Below are 14633 nucleotides of genomic sequence, written 5' to 3' on the forward strand. Positions count from 1 at the left end.
TCGATCGACACGAGCACCAAATTGGAGATCACGGCGATGGCGGACGATCTTGCGACGAACAAACTGCTTCTGGTCATCATCGCGTTGCTGCTGCCGCCGCTCGCCGTGTATTTGAAGAACAAGAGTATCGGCATGACACTGTTGTGCCTGGTGCTCTGCTTTGTGTTCTACATTCCCGGCTTGCTTCTCGCCCTTTGGGTGGTTCTCAAAGACTGACCGGCGCTTCGCTCGCTCGCGCACACTGCAGCTCGACGATGCAAAGCTCATCGTGCGCCGGTGCCGCACCCGAATGAGGGTTCGACGCGACCGTGGAACACGCCAGGTGCGCCTAAGTTGGCTTCGGCGCAAGTGTTGCGCCCGCTCGACATTTACTGCATGCCGACGAATTCAATTCCGCTGGAGTTGATAGAGTGAAGGGGCGTTCGGACTCGCGGGCGCGTCGTCGCGCCGGAACGCCGCGGGAAACACAAAGGGAACTACAAATGCAGACTCGGAATATTGCGTGTGCGTTGATGATCGTCGGCATTGCCGGGATGACCGGGTTCGTGGGCGGGTGCGCATCTCCGTCAGGGCAAACGACCTCGGAGCGGCAGGCGAGCACGCAGCTGATGCGTGACCAGGCGCTGGCACGTCTTGAACGTGAACACCCCGATGCCAAGGCCGCGTTGCAGAGCGCCGCCGGCTATGCCGCGTTTCAAACGATCGCGATGGGCGCGGGAATCGGCGGCAGCAACGGATTCGGCGTTGCCGAAGATCGTGCGACCGGCAAGCAAACCTTCATGCGGATGTCGAGCAACAGCCTGAACGCCGGCGTCAGCGCTCAAGAAAACCGCATCGTCCTCATCTTTAAGAATCAGGCGGCCTTCGATCGCTTCGTCGCCGGGAAGTGGGAATGGGGCGGAACCGCTTCGGCCGGCGTGACCACGAAGAGCGGCAAGGGCGGAACCGGCAATCAGGCCGGCGCGTCGAGCGACGACGTGACGATCTATCAGATGACCTCTTCCGGCTTCGCGCTCACCGCGAACATCGGCGCCGCCCGCTTCTGGCCCGACCCGGACATGACCTCGGCCTTCTGATCACGCGATCGCCTTCAAAAACAGAAAACCCCGGCCGCTCGGCCGGGGTTTTTCATTGCCGAACACCTCGTTCGCGATCACCGCTTCGCCGCGGCAACCGTCTTCTTCGGATTGATGACGAAACGACCGTCGTAACCCTGCATCGGATCCGCGTTCTCCCGGATCAACTGCACGATCTGCGCCGTCGTCAGCTCGGGATTCACCGCAACCATCTTTCCGACAAGGTTTGTGACGTTTGGCGCCGCCATCGACGTGCCGCTGTACTTGAACCGCTTGCCGCCGGGAACGTAACTCTCGACTTCAAAGCCGTTCGCGTAGATCGTCACGCCCTTGCCGAACGTCGTGAAGCTGGTCGGCTTGCCCGATGAATCGATCGCGCCGATCGTGAGCACGTTGGGCAGTTCGATCCCCGAGGGGATAAGCTCGGCAAACGTGTTGTCGTTGTCGCTGTTACCCGCCGCGGGAACAAAGAGAATCTCCGGCGCGCTCGCCATCGCGTTCTTCATCGCGTCCCGGATGATCTTGAAGTACTCACGCGAGAGTTCCGCCCGCTCTTCTTTCGACTTGCCGATCCCCTTGGCTTCGAGTTCTTTTTCGATGTCCTCGCGGCTCAAGCCCCACGACATGTTGACCACACGCACGCCCGCTTTCTTCATCAGCGCCACCGTGTCGGTGAAGCTCTTCGCGATGTCGGTCGCGAACTCCTTGGTCCAGGTGTAGCGCGGCACCGCCTTGAAATCGAAGGTGAGGCGAACGCCGTACACCCTCGCGAACGGATTGCCCTCGGTCGCGATCCCCGTCACGTGCGTCCCGTGCGAGTAGTTGCCGTAAAGCCCGAGGTCTTCCATGAAGCTCTGGACCTGATCGGATTTCAGCCCTTTCACGTACGTACGGAACGCATCGGCTTCCTTGCTCTGGACACCGGCCTGGCTATCCCCCGCTCCCTTCGTGTACGTTTCGACCAGGCTGAGCGGTGATTTCAACTCGTCGATCGAGATCAGCAGCCCGCTCGTCGGCTTCGCGTTCATGTCGTAGGCGATGCCGTTCACGTCGTCGACAAACCCGTTGTTGTCGTTGTCCTTGCCGTCGATTATCTCGGCGCTGTTTTCCCAGAGCCTTCCCGAGAAGAGCGAGACATCCACTCCCGAGTCCCAGATGCCGATCACGACCGGGGTGGCGCTATCGGTCGGAGCCAACTCGACTTTGCTCGCGCTCAGCACGTCCACGCGCGGCTTGCTGTTGGTTTCCGCGAGCTTTCCGTACACCTCCGCCACCGCGGGCTGAAGTTCGAGCATGTTGTCGATCAGGTTGCGCATGTTGACCATGCCGGCCACGTAGTCGCCGGAGATCTCGCCGTTGTTCGCCGCCACGACCGGATCCAGATTCGCCTTCACCTGCCCGATGATCAGGTCCTTGTTGAGGATCATCGCGGTCGAGCGCGCCTGCAGAATGCTCTCTCGGACCTTGTCCCACGGAAGCGGTGCGACGCGGGATTCGAGCTCCTTCTTGAACGCCGCGAGGTACGCGGCTTTGTCGGCGCCGTTATCGCTGACTTTTCTCGCCGCGATCATCGATCGGAGCGTTTGGCCGGACATCAGCCGGACCGACTCTTTGCCTTCGAGCTCTTTCGCCATGTCGATGCGTTTGATTGCCTCGTCGTAGTTTCCTTCGAACATCGCGATCTGCGCGAGCAGTTGCTGATAGCCTTTGAGCGTCGTCTTATCCTGGATGTCGTACTTCTCGAGATCGGTCAGGGTGTTGGCCTTCAGCTCCGAAACAAAAGCCCTGAACGCCGCGTCGCTGACAAGAAAATCGCTGGCAGCACCCTCGATCTTGTAGGTATGGCGGGGCAGGTCGTCGGCCGTTTTCACCTCGATCTTGCCTGCCGGCGGCGCCTGCCATGCCATTGCCGGCGCGCAGAATGCGGTCATTCCCGCCAAGAGTGCAAGCAGAGCCGCCCGGGAACCGGGCGCCGAGCGCGAAGCGTGTTTCAAGCCAAAGTCCTTTCTCAGTTTCTGGATCATGCCAGTAGCAAAAACGTGATCGTTGTTTGGAACATGCGTCGGACGGTTGCAAAGATGGCTTCGCCGTCGAATCTCCACGCGAGTTGCACAATGCCGACCCGCATCCGACCCCGCGCCGACGCCGAAAAAACAGCAGATCTTGCGCAATCTCGCGTCCGATAGCTTACGAACGTAGTCCGAAAAAGTCGCCTCATGCCGACAAAGGGGGTGACAGGTGGGTCCCCAATTGGATACACTGAATCGGCGAAAGTCCGGAACGGGTGCCAAAGGCGTTCGCCTAACTGGGCCCGTCACCGGTCATTCGGGGGCGTTTTCTCCATGCAAGATGGCATGTGGCAACTTCTGGAGGACGGTTCTTCCGGCAGGGGAAAGCGTTGGAGTTTTGCGATTCGCCGCCGCGTTGGGTCGATCGCGCGGCAGTGTTTATTCCGTCATGGTCGTCGCTTGCGGTCGAGGCCGGCATGCACGATCGAGGGTTCGAATTCTGGCGGCTCTGGGGCCGCTGGAAACATCAGTCCGGTCTCGGCGTGAGAGGAAAACTATGAAAATGTTCGGAAAACTGGTCGGGCTCACGGCACTGGCCGTGACTGTGGGATCGAGCTTGATCGGGTGTCAGGCGGACGGCAAGCGCCTTCCGACGGATGAGTCCCCGACGCGCGTTGGTGCGTACGGCTACTACTGGCGCAAGCCGAAGGATGCCCCGGCGGTCACCCCGACGCCGGCCCGCGTCTCGGCGGACCCCTGCAATCCCGTTATCGGCCCGGACATGATGACCACGAAGCAGGGCTTCCCGACGGGCGAAATGTCTTCGTCGCACGTCATGCTGCAGGAAGTCTTCCCGGCGATGGTGAAGGCCAACAGCAATTTCCCGTACAAGATCTACGTCAGCAACCTCACCAGTGCGACGCTGAGCAACGTGATCGTCACGGCCACCAGCCTGCAGAACCGTTCGATCGTCACCAGCAATCCGCAGGCGACCACGAGCGGCCCCAATGGCGAGACCCGCTGGTTTATCGGCGACCTGCCCCCCGGCAAGTGCATGGTGATCGATGCGACCGCCAAGGCCAACGCGGTCGGCAACAGCTCGACGTGTCTCACCGTCAGCTACGCCAACTCGCTCTGCTCGAACCTTCAGGTCGTTCAGCCGGCCGTCGCTCTGACCCACAAGGTCACGCCGAACGCAACGGTTTGCGACGCCATCAACGCGACCTTTGAGGTCAAGAACACCGGTTCGGGACCGGCGACGAACGTCGTCGTCAGCGAGTCCCTCCCCGCGGGACTTACCACGATGGACGGCGGCACCTCGTACACCTTCAATGCCGGCTCTCTGGCACAAGGCCAGAGCAAGCCGTTCAGCCTCGGCCTCAAGGCCACCAAGCCCGGAACCTACACGATTCCGGCCAAGGTCACGGCGGATGACGGCCTGCTCGCGACCTCCGAGCCGCAGTCGGTCACCATCACGCAGCCCGCTCTCAAGATCGTGGCCGAGTGCCCGCAGGGTGGCTTGGTTGGCCGCACCGGCAAGCCCCTGACCTTTAAGTTCACCGTCACCAATACCGGAAACGCTCCGGCGAACACGACCGTCTCCGCGACCGCTCCGACCAACGCGACCTTCTCGTCGGCCGATAGCGGCGGCACGGGCGGCGCGGGTGGCGCTTCGTGGAATCTCGGCTCGCTCGCTCCGGGCGCATCGAAGTCGGTCAGCATGACCGTGCAGACCTCGGGCGTCGGCAGCGTGGCAACGACCGCAACGGCGACCGCTCCTTGCGCGACGGCTGTTTCGGCCCCCTGCACCGCGACGACGGCCGGCCTGCCCGACCTGGGCACGCTCGTCAGCGACGTGGAAGGCGTGGTCTACGTCGGCGACAATCACGAGTACACCTGCGAGGTCATGAACCAGGGCATGGTGCCGCTCACCAACGTGAAGATGACCATGGAAATCCCGTCGGTCATCACGTTCGTCAGCTCCGCACAGTCGAACCGCATGGAGAACGGCAAGCTGGTCTTCGAAGTCGGCACGATCCCGGTTGGCGGGCGCACGATGTGGAAGTTCCTGGCGAAGGCCTCGGCTCCGGGCGAACACCTGATCTCGGGCATCACGACCTGCACCGAGCTCAAGACCCCGGTCCGCGACGACGAACTCACCAACTACGTCAGCCGGTAATCCTCGTTCTGATCTGAATTCCCGGGCCCGCGTGCAAACGCGGGCCCTTTTCTTTTTGGAGCCGCCGCCGATTGGGCGTCAATCATTCACCCTCATGCAGACGATCCCGATCGACATTCCGCGGCAGAATCTGCTTCTTTCGCTCTGCCGCGACGCGATCTTGCGAGGAAATATCGAACTCGCCGAGCGCGTCTGCCGCGAGATGAATGCGACAGGCTGGGGCGATGCACGCACGTGGATCATGATCGCGGAAGTCGCGCGGATCGTCGGTCGGCGCGATATCGCGCTCGACGCGCTCGAGCGCGCGATGAACATGCCCGGGCTCGCGCCCGGCGACGCGCAATCGGCTCGCGAAAAGGCTCTGACGATGCCGGAGTCTTCACCCGGTCGCGGCGGCCTGCACATCATCCGCTCGTGGGGCCAGGGTTTCTGGTCGGATGTGGATCACGTGATCGGACAACTGATGGTCGCGGAGATGACCGAGCGCACGCCGCTGGTCTTATGGGGCGAGAACTCCCGCTTCGGTGAATCGCGTGTCAACACGTGGGAGTACTTCTTCGAGCTGGTTTCGTCCGTTGATGTTCCGGCAAACGCGACGTTCTTTCCAAGTAAGTGGCGCGCCGACAACCTCATGGTGGCGGAGAACGGCGCGTTCACCGGGCCGGGGTCGCGCATCGCGTTCTTGCCGTTCTTGTCCTCGGACGCGAGCGTCACGGTCAGCGATTTTCACGCGCCGCCGGTCGCCGTCTCGCACTGGATCCGAAGCTCGAGCCCGCTCGCCGGGAAGTCGCTCGCCGAGATGTACCAGTTCGTGCTCGCCCGCCACGTTCACGCGAGGCCCGAAATCCTCGCCAGGGTTGATGAAACCGCCGACAAGCTCGGCATCGGAACAAAGGGCACACCGGTCATCGCGGCGCACGTGCGCGGCAGCGACAAAGCCATCGAAGTCGGCGACATGCGTCCGGTGCACGCGGCGTATCACACCGAGATCGCCCGCCAAATGGAAGCGCTCGGGAGCGATGCTCGCCTGCTCCTTCTCACCGATTGGGAACCGGCCGCGGACGAGTACCGCGCCAAATACGGATCGCGCGTGATCGAAACTTCTGCCACCAGAACGGCCGGCAGCGTCGGGCTGCACTTCCACGAGAATCGTGACGGTCGCAGGCTCGGCGAAGATGTGCTCCTCGATACCCTGCTCGCTTCGCGCTGCGACGCCCTTGTCGGTATCGGGTGGAGCAATGTCTCACTGTTCATGTCGTACTTTGCGAAGCTGCGCGGCTTGCCCGATGAGCGCATCGCGCTCATTGGTCCGAACCTGCACGAGAATTACAACTCGTTCCTCTTGCGGCGCGGGTAGCGAAACCGAAGCCGTCGATCACGTCACATCGACAACAAGAAGCGTCGAGTCTGCCGCTGCAACAATCGACGACGAATTCGTCAGCGAAGCCGGGATCAGGATCGTCCGGCCGGCTTCGATTTCCAGCGATTGCGAAGCGCCCGTGTTGAGCGATGCAGCGCCCCGAAGCATCATGACGACATGCGCGCGATTCGGCCGACCGGAAAGGCACGCGGTTTCTCCCGCGCGCAGCCGCCACTCGTCCAGCCGAAAGTAGTCGGTGGTGACGAGCCGCGCCTTGTTCTGATCGGCGTCGAGCCGCGCGACGGGCGGCGGCGCACCGAAATCGGTGCATGCGAGCGTCTGCCCGATATGCAATTCGCGTCCTTTTCGCCCGTATTCTTTCGCCCAGTCGTAGACGCGGAATGTCGTGTCGCTCGGCGTCTGCACCTCGGCGACGACGACTCCCGCGCCGAGCGCGTGGATCGTGCCGCTGGGAAGGTTGTGGCACTCACCGACGATCGCCGGGTACGACTGCATGACATCCGGCACCGTCTCGTTGTTGACCGCCGCTTCGAGATCCGCGCGCGTGACGCCGGGCTTGAGGCCCTTGAAGATGACCGGCTCCTGTCCGTTCACCTTGCTTGTTGCGAGCACGTACCAGCACTCGGTCTTCAAGTGGCAATCGCGGTTGGCCGCGGCATAGTCGGGCGAGGGATGTACCTGAATCGAGAGGTGCTCGCGAGCATCGAGAAACTTGACGAGCAGCGGAAACGCGCCGGCCGGGGAGAGATTGGTTTCTCCCAGCAACTCCGGCCCCCACTGCCGGATCGCTTCCCGGATCGGTTTGCCCGCCAGCGCACCGTTCTCGATGACCGAGTGCTCCGCACTGCCACCTCCGCCGCTCGCCGAAGTGGAATCAAGATCGACGAGTTCCCACGACTCACCGATGTTCCCGGGCGGCAGTTTCTTGCCGAGCGTCTCGAGCGCGCGCCCGCCCCACACTTTGTCTTTGAAGATGGGGCGGAAGACGAGCGGGTAGCAACGCATTCGAAGCAATTCGGCATTCAGCAGGGCGACATGTTTGAGCGCGCGACGGAGCGAAAGCGGAAGACCGGCGAAAGCGACGAAGATCACATGCTCATGCCGGTGATCTGTGCCTGGAACGCGACCTTGCCATCGACCATCCCCTGGATATCGGAGATGAAGCGCCGGCGCGAGGCCTTCACTTCCTGGCAGAGCACAAACAAGTCCTGCCCGGGCTCGACCATCGCCCGGAAGGAGCATTCATCGATCCGCAGGAAGACGGCGATATGCGTGTTCCGCATCCGGACGTTGTAGAGGTAGCAGGCGAGCTGCGCGCCCACCTCGATCATCAGGACCCCGGGCATGATCGGGCGAGGGGGGAAATGCCCCGCGCACCAGAACTCGTCCGCACGCGTGTGATGGACGCCCAAACCCCGGCGAAAATCGTCGCTGTGGTGGACGATTTTGTCGAGCAGCCTCATGTTCCCGCGGTGCGGGATAACCAGTTCCAGCCCTTGGGCCGAGACAGCCTCGCCCTGCAGGTCGATTCCCGACAGGTCAAAGAGAAACTTGGCGGGCGCGCTCTGCGACTCTTCCTCTTTGGAGAGGCCTTGAGCCGTGGAATGGACCTGTGCCTCAGCTGGGCTTTGGGGCATCGCGAACTTCCAGAACCTTCTCGCGGATCTCCTGGGCGGCGGCCTTTATCTCCTGCATCGACTTGCGGACCCGAGTTCCCGCGGCCTTGTTCCCGCCGTCGAATTTGAGAATGTCCTCTTCCGCGTCGGCGATGAGCTTCTTGAGTTTGTCGAAGGATTCCACGCGAATGGCTCCACTGATTGACTGCGTCCAACCCCATTCCCCACCGCCACGCGCGGTGGCGGGGTGGGGCGGCCATTCTAGGAGGCTCAACCGCGGAATCCGCAAGGGAATTGTTCGGACTATCGGGCAACTTGCGGAAGCGTGTTTTCCAGCATCTCCAAGGCGGCCCTGAGGTATCGGGGGTGGCCTTCCCGGTCTGCAAACGCCGGAGAAACGGCCGCCATGAGCACGCGGCGGATATTCGCAAAATCAGGGTACTCGGGATCGACTCTGAGGCCCCGCTTGCGGCGCAGATTCGCCAATTCGGTCACCGGCTTCACCCCGTGCAAGTAGTCGGGCGCCGCCCAGTACTGGCGCTCGAGGTACACGGCGTCCTCGATCCAGTGCCCCGGATGCACCATGGCAAGGTCGATCATGACGCACGCGTGCGAGTCATCGCGAGGCGACGCAAGCCGCAGCACGTTCCCCGGGTGGAGGTCGCCGTGGCACCAGCAGTTGAGGGGCCTGGCGCTCCAGCGCGCAAGCAGCTTGGGGAGCAGCTTGACCGCGTGCTTGATGGCTTCGTTCCAGCGCTGGGGCTCCGCGATGGCGTGGGCATGGCACACCTCTCGCGCTTTCGCCAAGGTTCCTTCCCAATCGAGTTGCTTGGGTTGTTCAACTTCTGGACGCACCCGGATGGCGCAATCGTGAAAGTCCGCCGCGGCAACCAGCACCTGGCGCACATCATCCGGCTTCATGCGCGGGGCGATCGGTTCCCCTTTCACACGTTCTTCAACAATCCAAGCGAGGTCGTATCCGTTGAGTTCGCTTCCGAAAGCAAACACGCGCGGGGTCGGGGCTTTCGCCTCGGGGTTTCCGAGTTCGGTGGTCCAGCGAAACTCGGCGGGCCCCAGCGGAAGCTTGACGATCGCGTCGCAAGAGCCGCGGGAATCGGTCCATGTGGCCGTTCCGGTCGCGCTGCCGCTGGATGACCAGGCGGACTTGAACCACGTAATCGGCCCAAGGCGGCCGTCGCATTGGCGATGAAGTACCGGCTCGAGCATGTGGGCGAGCGACGAAACATCGTTCTGGTCGAGCGGATTTGAGGCGTGCGGATCGGTAAAGCTCATGGGTGTAGCCGAGGCACGGGGCGGCCGAGCGAGACAAGAACGCGGCTGGGCGAACCGAAAACGCGAAGAACAGCGGGGTTGAGCGATATCGGGGGTGAGAGGCGTGCCGCGAAACGGTTCGTCGGGATCGACGCAGCGGAGTGCAAGGGCGTGGTTCCTCGCGGCAAGGGGCCTGTCAATCTTCGTTCACGATACCGCGCCGGTTCGGCTCGTGCCACCCTCAACGGCGAGCATGAGCGCAAGTAGTTGCCGGGGCGAGAGGTTCTCGGCCCGGGATTTTGGCGAAACGCCCTCCGGGTATGCGAATGGCTCGCGAACGGAGAATTTCTCCCTCAGAATCCCGCCGAGCTGCTTGCGCCGCTGCTCGAAAACCGCCTGCACAAAGTCGGCGAGCTCGTGAAGTCGCGGAGTCAGCGGATCCGCCCGACGGCGAAGCGCGATCATCGCGCTGGTCACATCGGGCCGGGGCCAGAAACATTCGGGCGGCAGCTTGGCGATCCGTTCAACGTGCGTTGTTGCGAAAGCGATAACGGAAAGCGGCCCGTAGTCGGGAGTATCGGGCAAAGCCCCGAATCGGTCGCCGACTTCCTTCTGGACCGTAACAAACAGTCCACTACAACCGGGATAGTCGAGAAGCAGATTGGTCATCAAGGGCGTCGCGGCGCCATACGGCAGATTCGCGATCAGTCGGAATGAAGGCGTCGAGATGTCGAGGCGCCGAGGTGTCGGGGGAGCGGCACCCGCAACGTAGTCCGACTGGCCGGAGGATTCACGAAGCAGCCGGCGCAGGCCCGGGTTCAGGGCTCGCTTTCCGTCGAGACAATCTCCCTTGATGAGCGTGAGTTGACCGGAAGAAATCTGCTCAGCGAGGCGATCCTGCAACAGCGCGTGCAATCCGTCATCGAGTTCGCACGCGATCACGCGCACGTTTCTGGAGAGCAATTCGTCGGTCAGAACGCCGGTTCCCGGGCCGATTTCAAGGGCAAGCTCACCGGCCTGAACCCCCGAGACATCCACCAGTTTTTTGATAAGGTTGTGATCGACCAGAAAATTCTGGCCCAGGGACTTCTTTGGCGCAAGGCCCCGGGCCGAGAGCAGGTCTTTTATTGTGGTCAAGGTTTGGGGCAAGTGTGTGTCCTGCTTTCATCGTAACGCGAGGATCTCAATGAACACAGACCGTCAAATGTTCGAAGACCGGATCGAGATGCTGCTTGCCCACCGGGGAAATCCGTCGGTGGACAGCGAGGCATTCCAAAAAATGGATCAGCACCAGAAGCGCATGGCGTCGCTGTTCATGCTCGAGAACGAGGTCTCGCACGGCGGATTCTCCAGGGCCTACTTCAATCAGACCGAGGAGCTCGGCTCGATCGCGGCGGACGCGTACGAAGCGATCGGCGCCAACGAGCATGCCCGAGTCGTCCGTCAGTCGCTCGAAGCCGCCAAGAAGCAGGCGGAATCGGAAAAAGCCAGCATGTCCAGCGGGTCCATGATGACGATGTCGGAAGAGCACATCAAATCGGGCTACGCGGCCGTCGACAAGGCCTGGGCCTCGATCTCGGGCATCGACACGGCATCGAAGAAGTACGACTACATGAAGCAGAACTCGAAATCATTCGGGATTGTGCTGCCGAAGTAGGCTACCACTCGCCCGCCAAAACGCGGTCGATTGCGTAAGCGACGCCCGATTCTGCATTCGATAGTGTGACACGCTTCGCCGCGGCCTTCACCGCGGGGATCGCATTCCCCATCGCGATTCCGAGCCCCGCGCCCTCGATCATCGAGACGTCGTTGATCTCGTCGCCGATCGCCACAACCTGCGAAGGCTCGATCGCCCACTCGCACGCGAGATAGGAAATCGCCGACCACTTGGTCGCGTCGCGATCGAAAATCTCGAGGATGTTGAGGCTTTCGCCCGTTCCGACTGCCTTGGCGTGCTCGGGCGAAATCACCGCGGGGAAGTTGTGGATGACCGCGCGATCACCCAGCGCCGCGATGAGCTTGCCCTTTGCGCCGTCGAGGATGTGCCCTCTGCCGCAGGCGCCGACGCGCACCGTTGCGAGCGGACACGGATCGTCCGCAAGGCTCTGGGTGTAGCGCACCTCGACATTCATCTTCGAAAACCACCACTGCGAAACCGGATCGATCGGGCAGCCTTCTGGATTCACAACGAGATAGTCGAATCCGGCCTGCAGCGGATCCTTCAGCACGAGTGCCGCGTGCTTGCTGGCGAGAATGATCTCCACCGCATTGTGAACAAGGCTCTGGTGAATGTTGAAACGGTGTAGCGTCGTGCGCGTCAGCGGATCGGCGATGATCGCCCCGCCCGCGACGACCACCGGCTCGCGCTGGTTGATCGCTTCAAGACCCCCGACGCATTCGAGCAAGCCGCGCCCGGTGCAGACGACGACCCTCAGTCCCGCATCGCGCGCGCGATCAACGGCCGCGATATTTGCAGGCGAAATTACGCTTTCCCGATTGAAAAGCGTGCCGTCGAGGTCAAGTGCAAGAAGTCTGAAACGCATGACCTCGATGGTAGAAGACGCGAGAGAACGCGGAGTGGGCGGAGATCGCGGAGTTTCGCGGAGGAAGACGGAGAAAGCGGGGTCGAGCAAGCATCAACAAATCGAGTGAGATCAGGTGGCGGCGATACCCATGGCTTTCAAGATGTCATCGAGATTGTCGGCGACTCGGATGGGGCGATTGGTGAAGCGGCCTTCGGGCTTCGAGTCGCCCTTCTGCTTCTCCGGCTCCATGTGGTAGTGCACCGTCGCGTCCGGATCCTTCAGTTGATGTCCGGTCAGAATGCACACCACCGTTTCGTGCGGCTTGATCACGCCTTCCTTCAGCAGCAGCCGCGCGCCCGCGACCGACGCCGCGCTCGCCGGCTCGCATCCAAAGCCCGTGCGACCAACGAGCGCCTTGTGCTCCAGAATCTCCGCATCGCTCACCGACCGCACCACGCCGTTCATCGCCTGCAGCGCCCGCAGCGCCTTGGGCAAGTTCACCGGACGGTTGATCTCGATCGCCGTCGCGACTGTGTGCGCGCGCTCATTTGCCGTGTCCATCCGCAGATACTCGGCTTCGACTTTCGCCCGGTCGTACTCGCCAGAGAGGAGTGAACCCGCGCCGGATTTCGCCCACCCGACTCCCTGTTCATTCACCACGCGGTCGAGCGTGCGCGCACCCTTCGCCTGGATCACCGCCAGCCGCGGCACTTTCGAGATCAGCCCCATCTCGAACAATTCGATAAACGCCTTGCCGAACGCCGAGCAGTTGCCGAGGTTTCCGCCCGGAACGATGATCCAATCCGGCACTTTCCAGTCAAGCCCTTCCAGCACCCGGTACATGATCGTCTTCTGCCCTTCCAGACGGAAAGGATTGACCGAGTTCATCAGATACACGCCCGCCTGCGGCATGTTCTCCGCGATGTGGCGGATCCGGGCAAGGCACGCATCGAAGTCGCCCGCGATCTGCAGCGTGATCGCGCCGTAATCGAGCGCCTGAGACAACTTCCCGTAGGCGATCTTGCCCTCGCCGATGAACACGAAGCACTTCACGCCGGTGAGCGCGCCGTACACGGCGAGGCTCGCGCTGGTGTTGCCCGTGCTCGCGCACGCGACGCTGCTCGCCCCCACCATCGAGGCATGCGTGAAACCCGCCGACATGCCGTTGTCCTTGAAACTGCCGCTGGGGTTGAAGCCTTCGTACTGGAGATAGAGCGGCCCGGAAGTGCCGGGGCCTGTGGGCACATCGAAACCGAGCATTTTCGCCAGTTGATCGGCGCGCTGAAGATTCGTCCGCCCTTCTCCGATCGTGACGATCTCGCTCTCGCGTCGGAAGAACGGCAGCAGCTCGCGGAAGCGCCAGACACCGGAGAAGTCGAGTGCCGCGGCGGTCGACCCCTGGCCGATCGTCACACCCGCCGCGGATCGCGGCCCGGTCGTGAGAGAGCGCTTCGTGAACAGCGAAAAATCCAGGTCGCTCTTGCGATGGCTGTGATAGACAACATCCACAAGCGAATGGCACCTCGGGCAGGCAACCAGAACACGCTCGACCGGAAACTCCGCGGCGCAGCGCGGGTTGATGCAACGCTGAAACGCATGAGCCGGATGAGCGGTTGGAGGCGACTGTTTTCCCGCGGCGGAGAGCATCGAGAATGCTACGGGGTGAGGTGCTTGCCGCGAGAGACCTCGGCGCGCGCCGAGGCAACAATTTCGCAGATGACTCTCGACCGGGCGTATGTCACCGTGCTTCACTATCCCGCCGATATGACGGAGCGCGAGCGGACCGTTGCCCTCTCGGCGGCACTGAAAATCGATGAATACAGCGCGGAGATCGCCCAGAAGTGGGAAACGCCCGCGATCGTCAAGATCTGCGACGATGCCGAAGGCCACGAGGCGGTCCACACGCTTCATGACCTCGGAATCCAGGCGTTCGCGGCGAGGCGGAAATCGCTCGACAAACTCGGATCGCCTATCACGGCCAAGCGCCTGCTTCCGGCGCTCGGTGCACCGCGCGCGATGTACGGGTACGAGCCGCTCCGACCTCGGATGCACGAGACCGGATCGCTCATCATGGACGATGTGTTCGCGATGATCGCCGGGCGTATCCGTGAGCGGCGCTCGGTGACTTCGACGCCCGTTCCCACGGGTGAATACGGATATCCGGGCGAGGCGACCGGGGCGGCAGGTGCCGCGGGAAGATCCGGCGTCGGAGGGAATCTGGTTTCGTCGCGAGTGGCCGAACGATTCCTTCTCGATATCTATCTCGTTGATTCGCGCCGGATCCGGATCGACACGGGACAGTTCAGTTTCGACTTTCTGGAGGGGAAACTGGGTTTCACCGATCGCGAGAACTTTGACCGCATGTGCCGGCGCTTTCGGGCCGAGGCACCGCGTGCGATCTTCGATGATGCGTTCGAGAAGTTCAGGCCTCCCCCCAATCGCAGCGGACACTCATCGCGCGCTTTCGGAGATGGGTCAGTGACGATCGTCGACACCGGACCCGCGTTTGATTTCTACAGCCAGTGGAAGTGCCTGCTGCTCGTGCACCTCCGCAATCGTTCGAAGCCGAAGTAGC

At 62.3% G+C, this 14633-nt stretch carries 14 protein-coding genes; 6 read left to right on the forward strand and 8 right to left on the reverse strand.

The window, feature by feature from the left end; translation table 11 throughout:
* Window positions 1-36 precede the first annotated feature (36 nt).
* Window positions 37-216: a YqaE/Pmp3 family membrane protein gene (locus KF691_14850; GenBank protein ID MBX3390724.1), complete on the forward strand. Its 180-nt coding sequence runs from the start codon at window positions 37-39 to the stop codon at window positions 214-216.
* A gap of 266 nt (window positions 217-482) precedes the next feature.
* Window positions 483-1076 carry a hypothetical protein gene (locus KF691_14855; GenBank protein MBX3390725.1) on the forward strand — a complete coding sequence of 198 codons (594 nt, stop codon included), beginning with the start codon at window positions 483-485 and terminating at the stop codon, window positions 1074-1076.
* A 77-nt stretch (window positions 1077-1153) separates the two neighbouring features.
* Here the strand turns inward: KF691_14855 and KF691_14860 are convergent, their stop codons facing one another.
* Window positions 1154-3100: a S8 family serine peptidase gene (locus tag KF691_14860; GenBank protein ID MBX3390726.1), complete on the reverse strand. Its 1947-nt coding sequence runs from the start codon at window positions 3098-3100 to the stop codon at window positions 1154-1156.
* A gap of 547 nt (window positions 3101-3647) precedes the next feature.
* Here KF691_14860 and KF691_14865 point away from each other — a divergent pair.
* Entirely contained in the window at window positions 3648-5264 is a 1617-nt protein-coding gene (locus tag KF691_14865) for a DUF11 domain-containing protein (protein ID MBX3390727.1), read from the forward strand.
* A 94-nt stretch (window positions 5265-5358) separates the two neighbouring features.
* Entirely contained in the window at window positions 5359-6621 is a 1263-nt protein-coding gene (locus KF691_14870) for an O-fucosyltransferase family protein (protein MBX3390728.1), read from the forward strand.
* Window positions 6622-6639: 18 nt separating this feature from the next.
* Here the strand turns inward: KF691_14870 and KF691_14875 are convergent, their stop codons facing one another.
* The 5 genes from KF691_14875 to KF691_14895 form a co-directional block, all read right to left on the reverse strand.
* Window positions 6640-7737, reverse strand: a complete 1098-nt coding sequence (locus KF691_14875; GenBank protein ID MBX3390729.1) for a class I mannose-6-phosphate isomerase — start codon at window positions 7735-7737, stop codon at window positions 6640-6642.
* Entirely contained in the window at window positions 7734-8282 is a 549-nt protein-coding gene (locus tag KF691_14880) for a hypothetical protein (protein MBX3390730.1), read from the reverse strand. The genes KF691_14875 and KF691_14880 overlap by 4 nt, the downstream gene beginning before the upstream one ends.
* A complete protein-coding gene (locus tag KF691_14885; protein ID MBX3390731.1) occupies window positions 8263-8445 on the reverse strand; it encodes a hypothetical protein in 183 nt (60 codons plus the stop codon). Before KF691_14885 ends, KF691_14880 begins: the two co-directional genes overlap by 20 nt.
* A gap of 119 nt (window positions 8446-8564) precedes the next feature.
* On the reverse strand, window positions 8565-9554 hold the full coding sequence (locus tag KF691_14890; GenBank protein MBX3390732.1) for an aminoglycoside phosphotransferase family protein: 990 nt from the start codon (window positions 9552-9554) through the stop codon (window positions 8565-8567).
* Between the two features lie 186 nt (window positions 9555-9740).
* Window positions 9741-10670, reverse strand: coding sequence for a 16S rRNA (adenine(1518)-N(6)/adenine(1519)-N(6))-dimethyltransferase (locus tag KF691_14895; protein ID MBX3390733.1), 930 nt, complete (start codon window positions 10668-10670; stop codon window positions 9741-9743).
* Window positions 10671-10719: 49 nt separating this feature from the next.
* Here KF691_14895 and KF691_14900 point away from each other — a divergent pair, with 49 nt between their 5' ends.
* Window positions 10720-11190 (forward strand): DUF4375 domain-containing protein, encoded by a 471-nt coding sequence (locus KF691_14900; GenBank protein ID MBX3390734.1) that lies wholly within the window; start codon window positions 10720-10722, stop codon window positions 11188-11190.
* A 1-nt stretch (window position 11191) separates the two neighbouring features.
* On the opposite strand, the gene KF691_14905 is transcribed toward KF691_14900, so the two are convergent.
* Window positions 11192-12076, reverse strand: a complete 885-nt coding sequence (locus KF691_14905) for an HAD hydrolase family protein (GenBank protein MBX3390735.1) — start codon at window positions 12074-12076, stop codon at window positions 11192-11194.
* 111 nt (window positions 12077-12187) lie between these two features.
* On the reverse strand, window positions 12188-13705 hold the full coding sequence (thrC, locus tag KF691_14910) for a threonine synthase (protein ID MBX3390736.1): 1518 nt from the start codon (window positions 13703-13705) through the stop codon (window positions 12188-12190).
* A 69-nt stretch (window positions 13706-13774) separates the two neighbouring features.
* On the opposite strand from thrC, the gene KF691_14915 reads away from it, so the two are divergent.
* Window positions 13775-14632, forward strand: coding sequence for a hypothetical protein (locus KF691_14915; GenBank protein MBX3390737.1), 858 nt, complete (start codon window positions 13775-13777; stop codon window positions 14630-14632).
* Window position 14633 lies beyond the last annotated feature (1 nt).

The sequence above is a fragment of the Phycisphaeraceae bacterium genome (assembly GCA_019636555.1).
In the GTDB taxonomy this organism is placed as follows: domain Bacteria; phylum Planctomycetota; class Phycisphaerae; order Phycisphaerales; family UBA1924; genus JAFEBO01.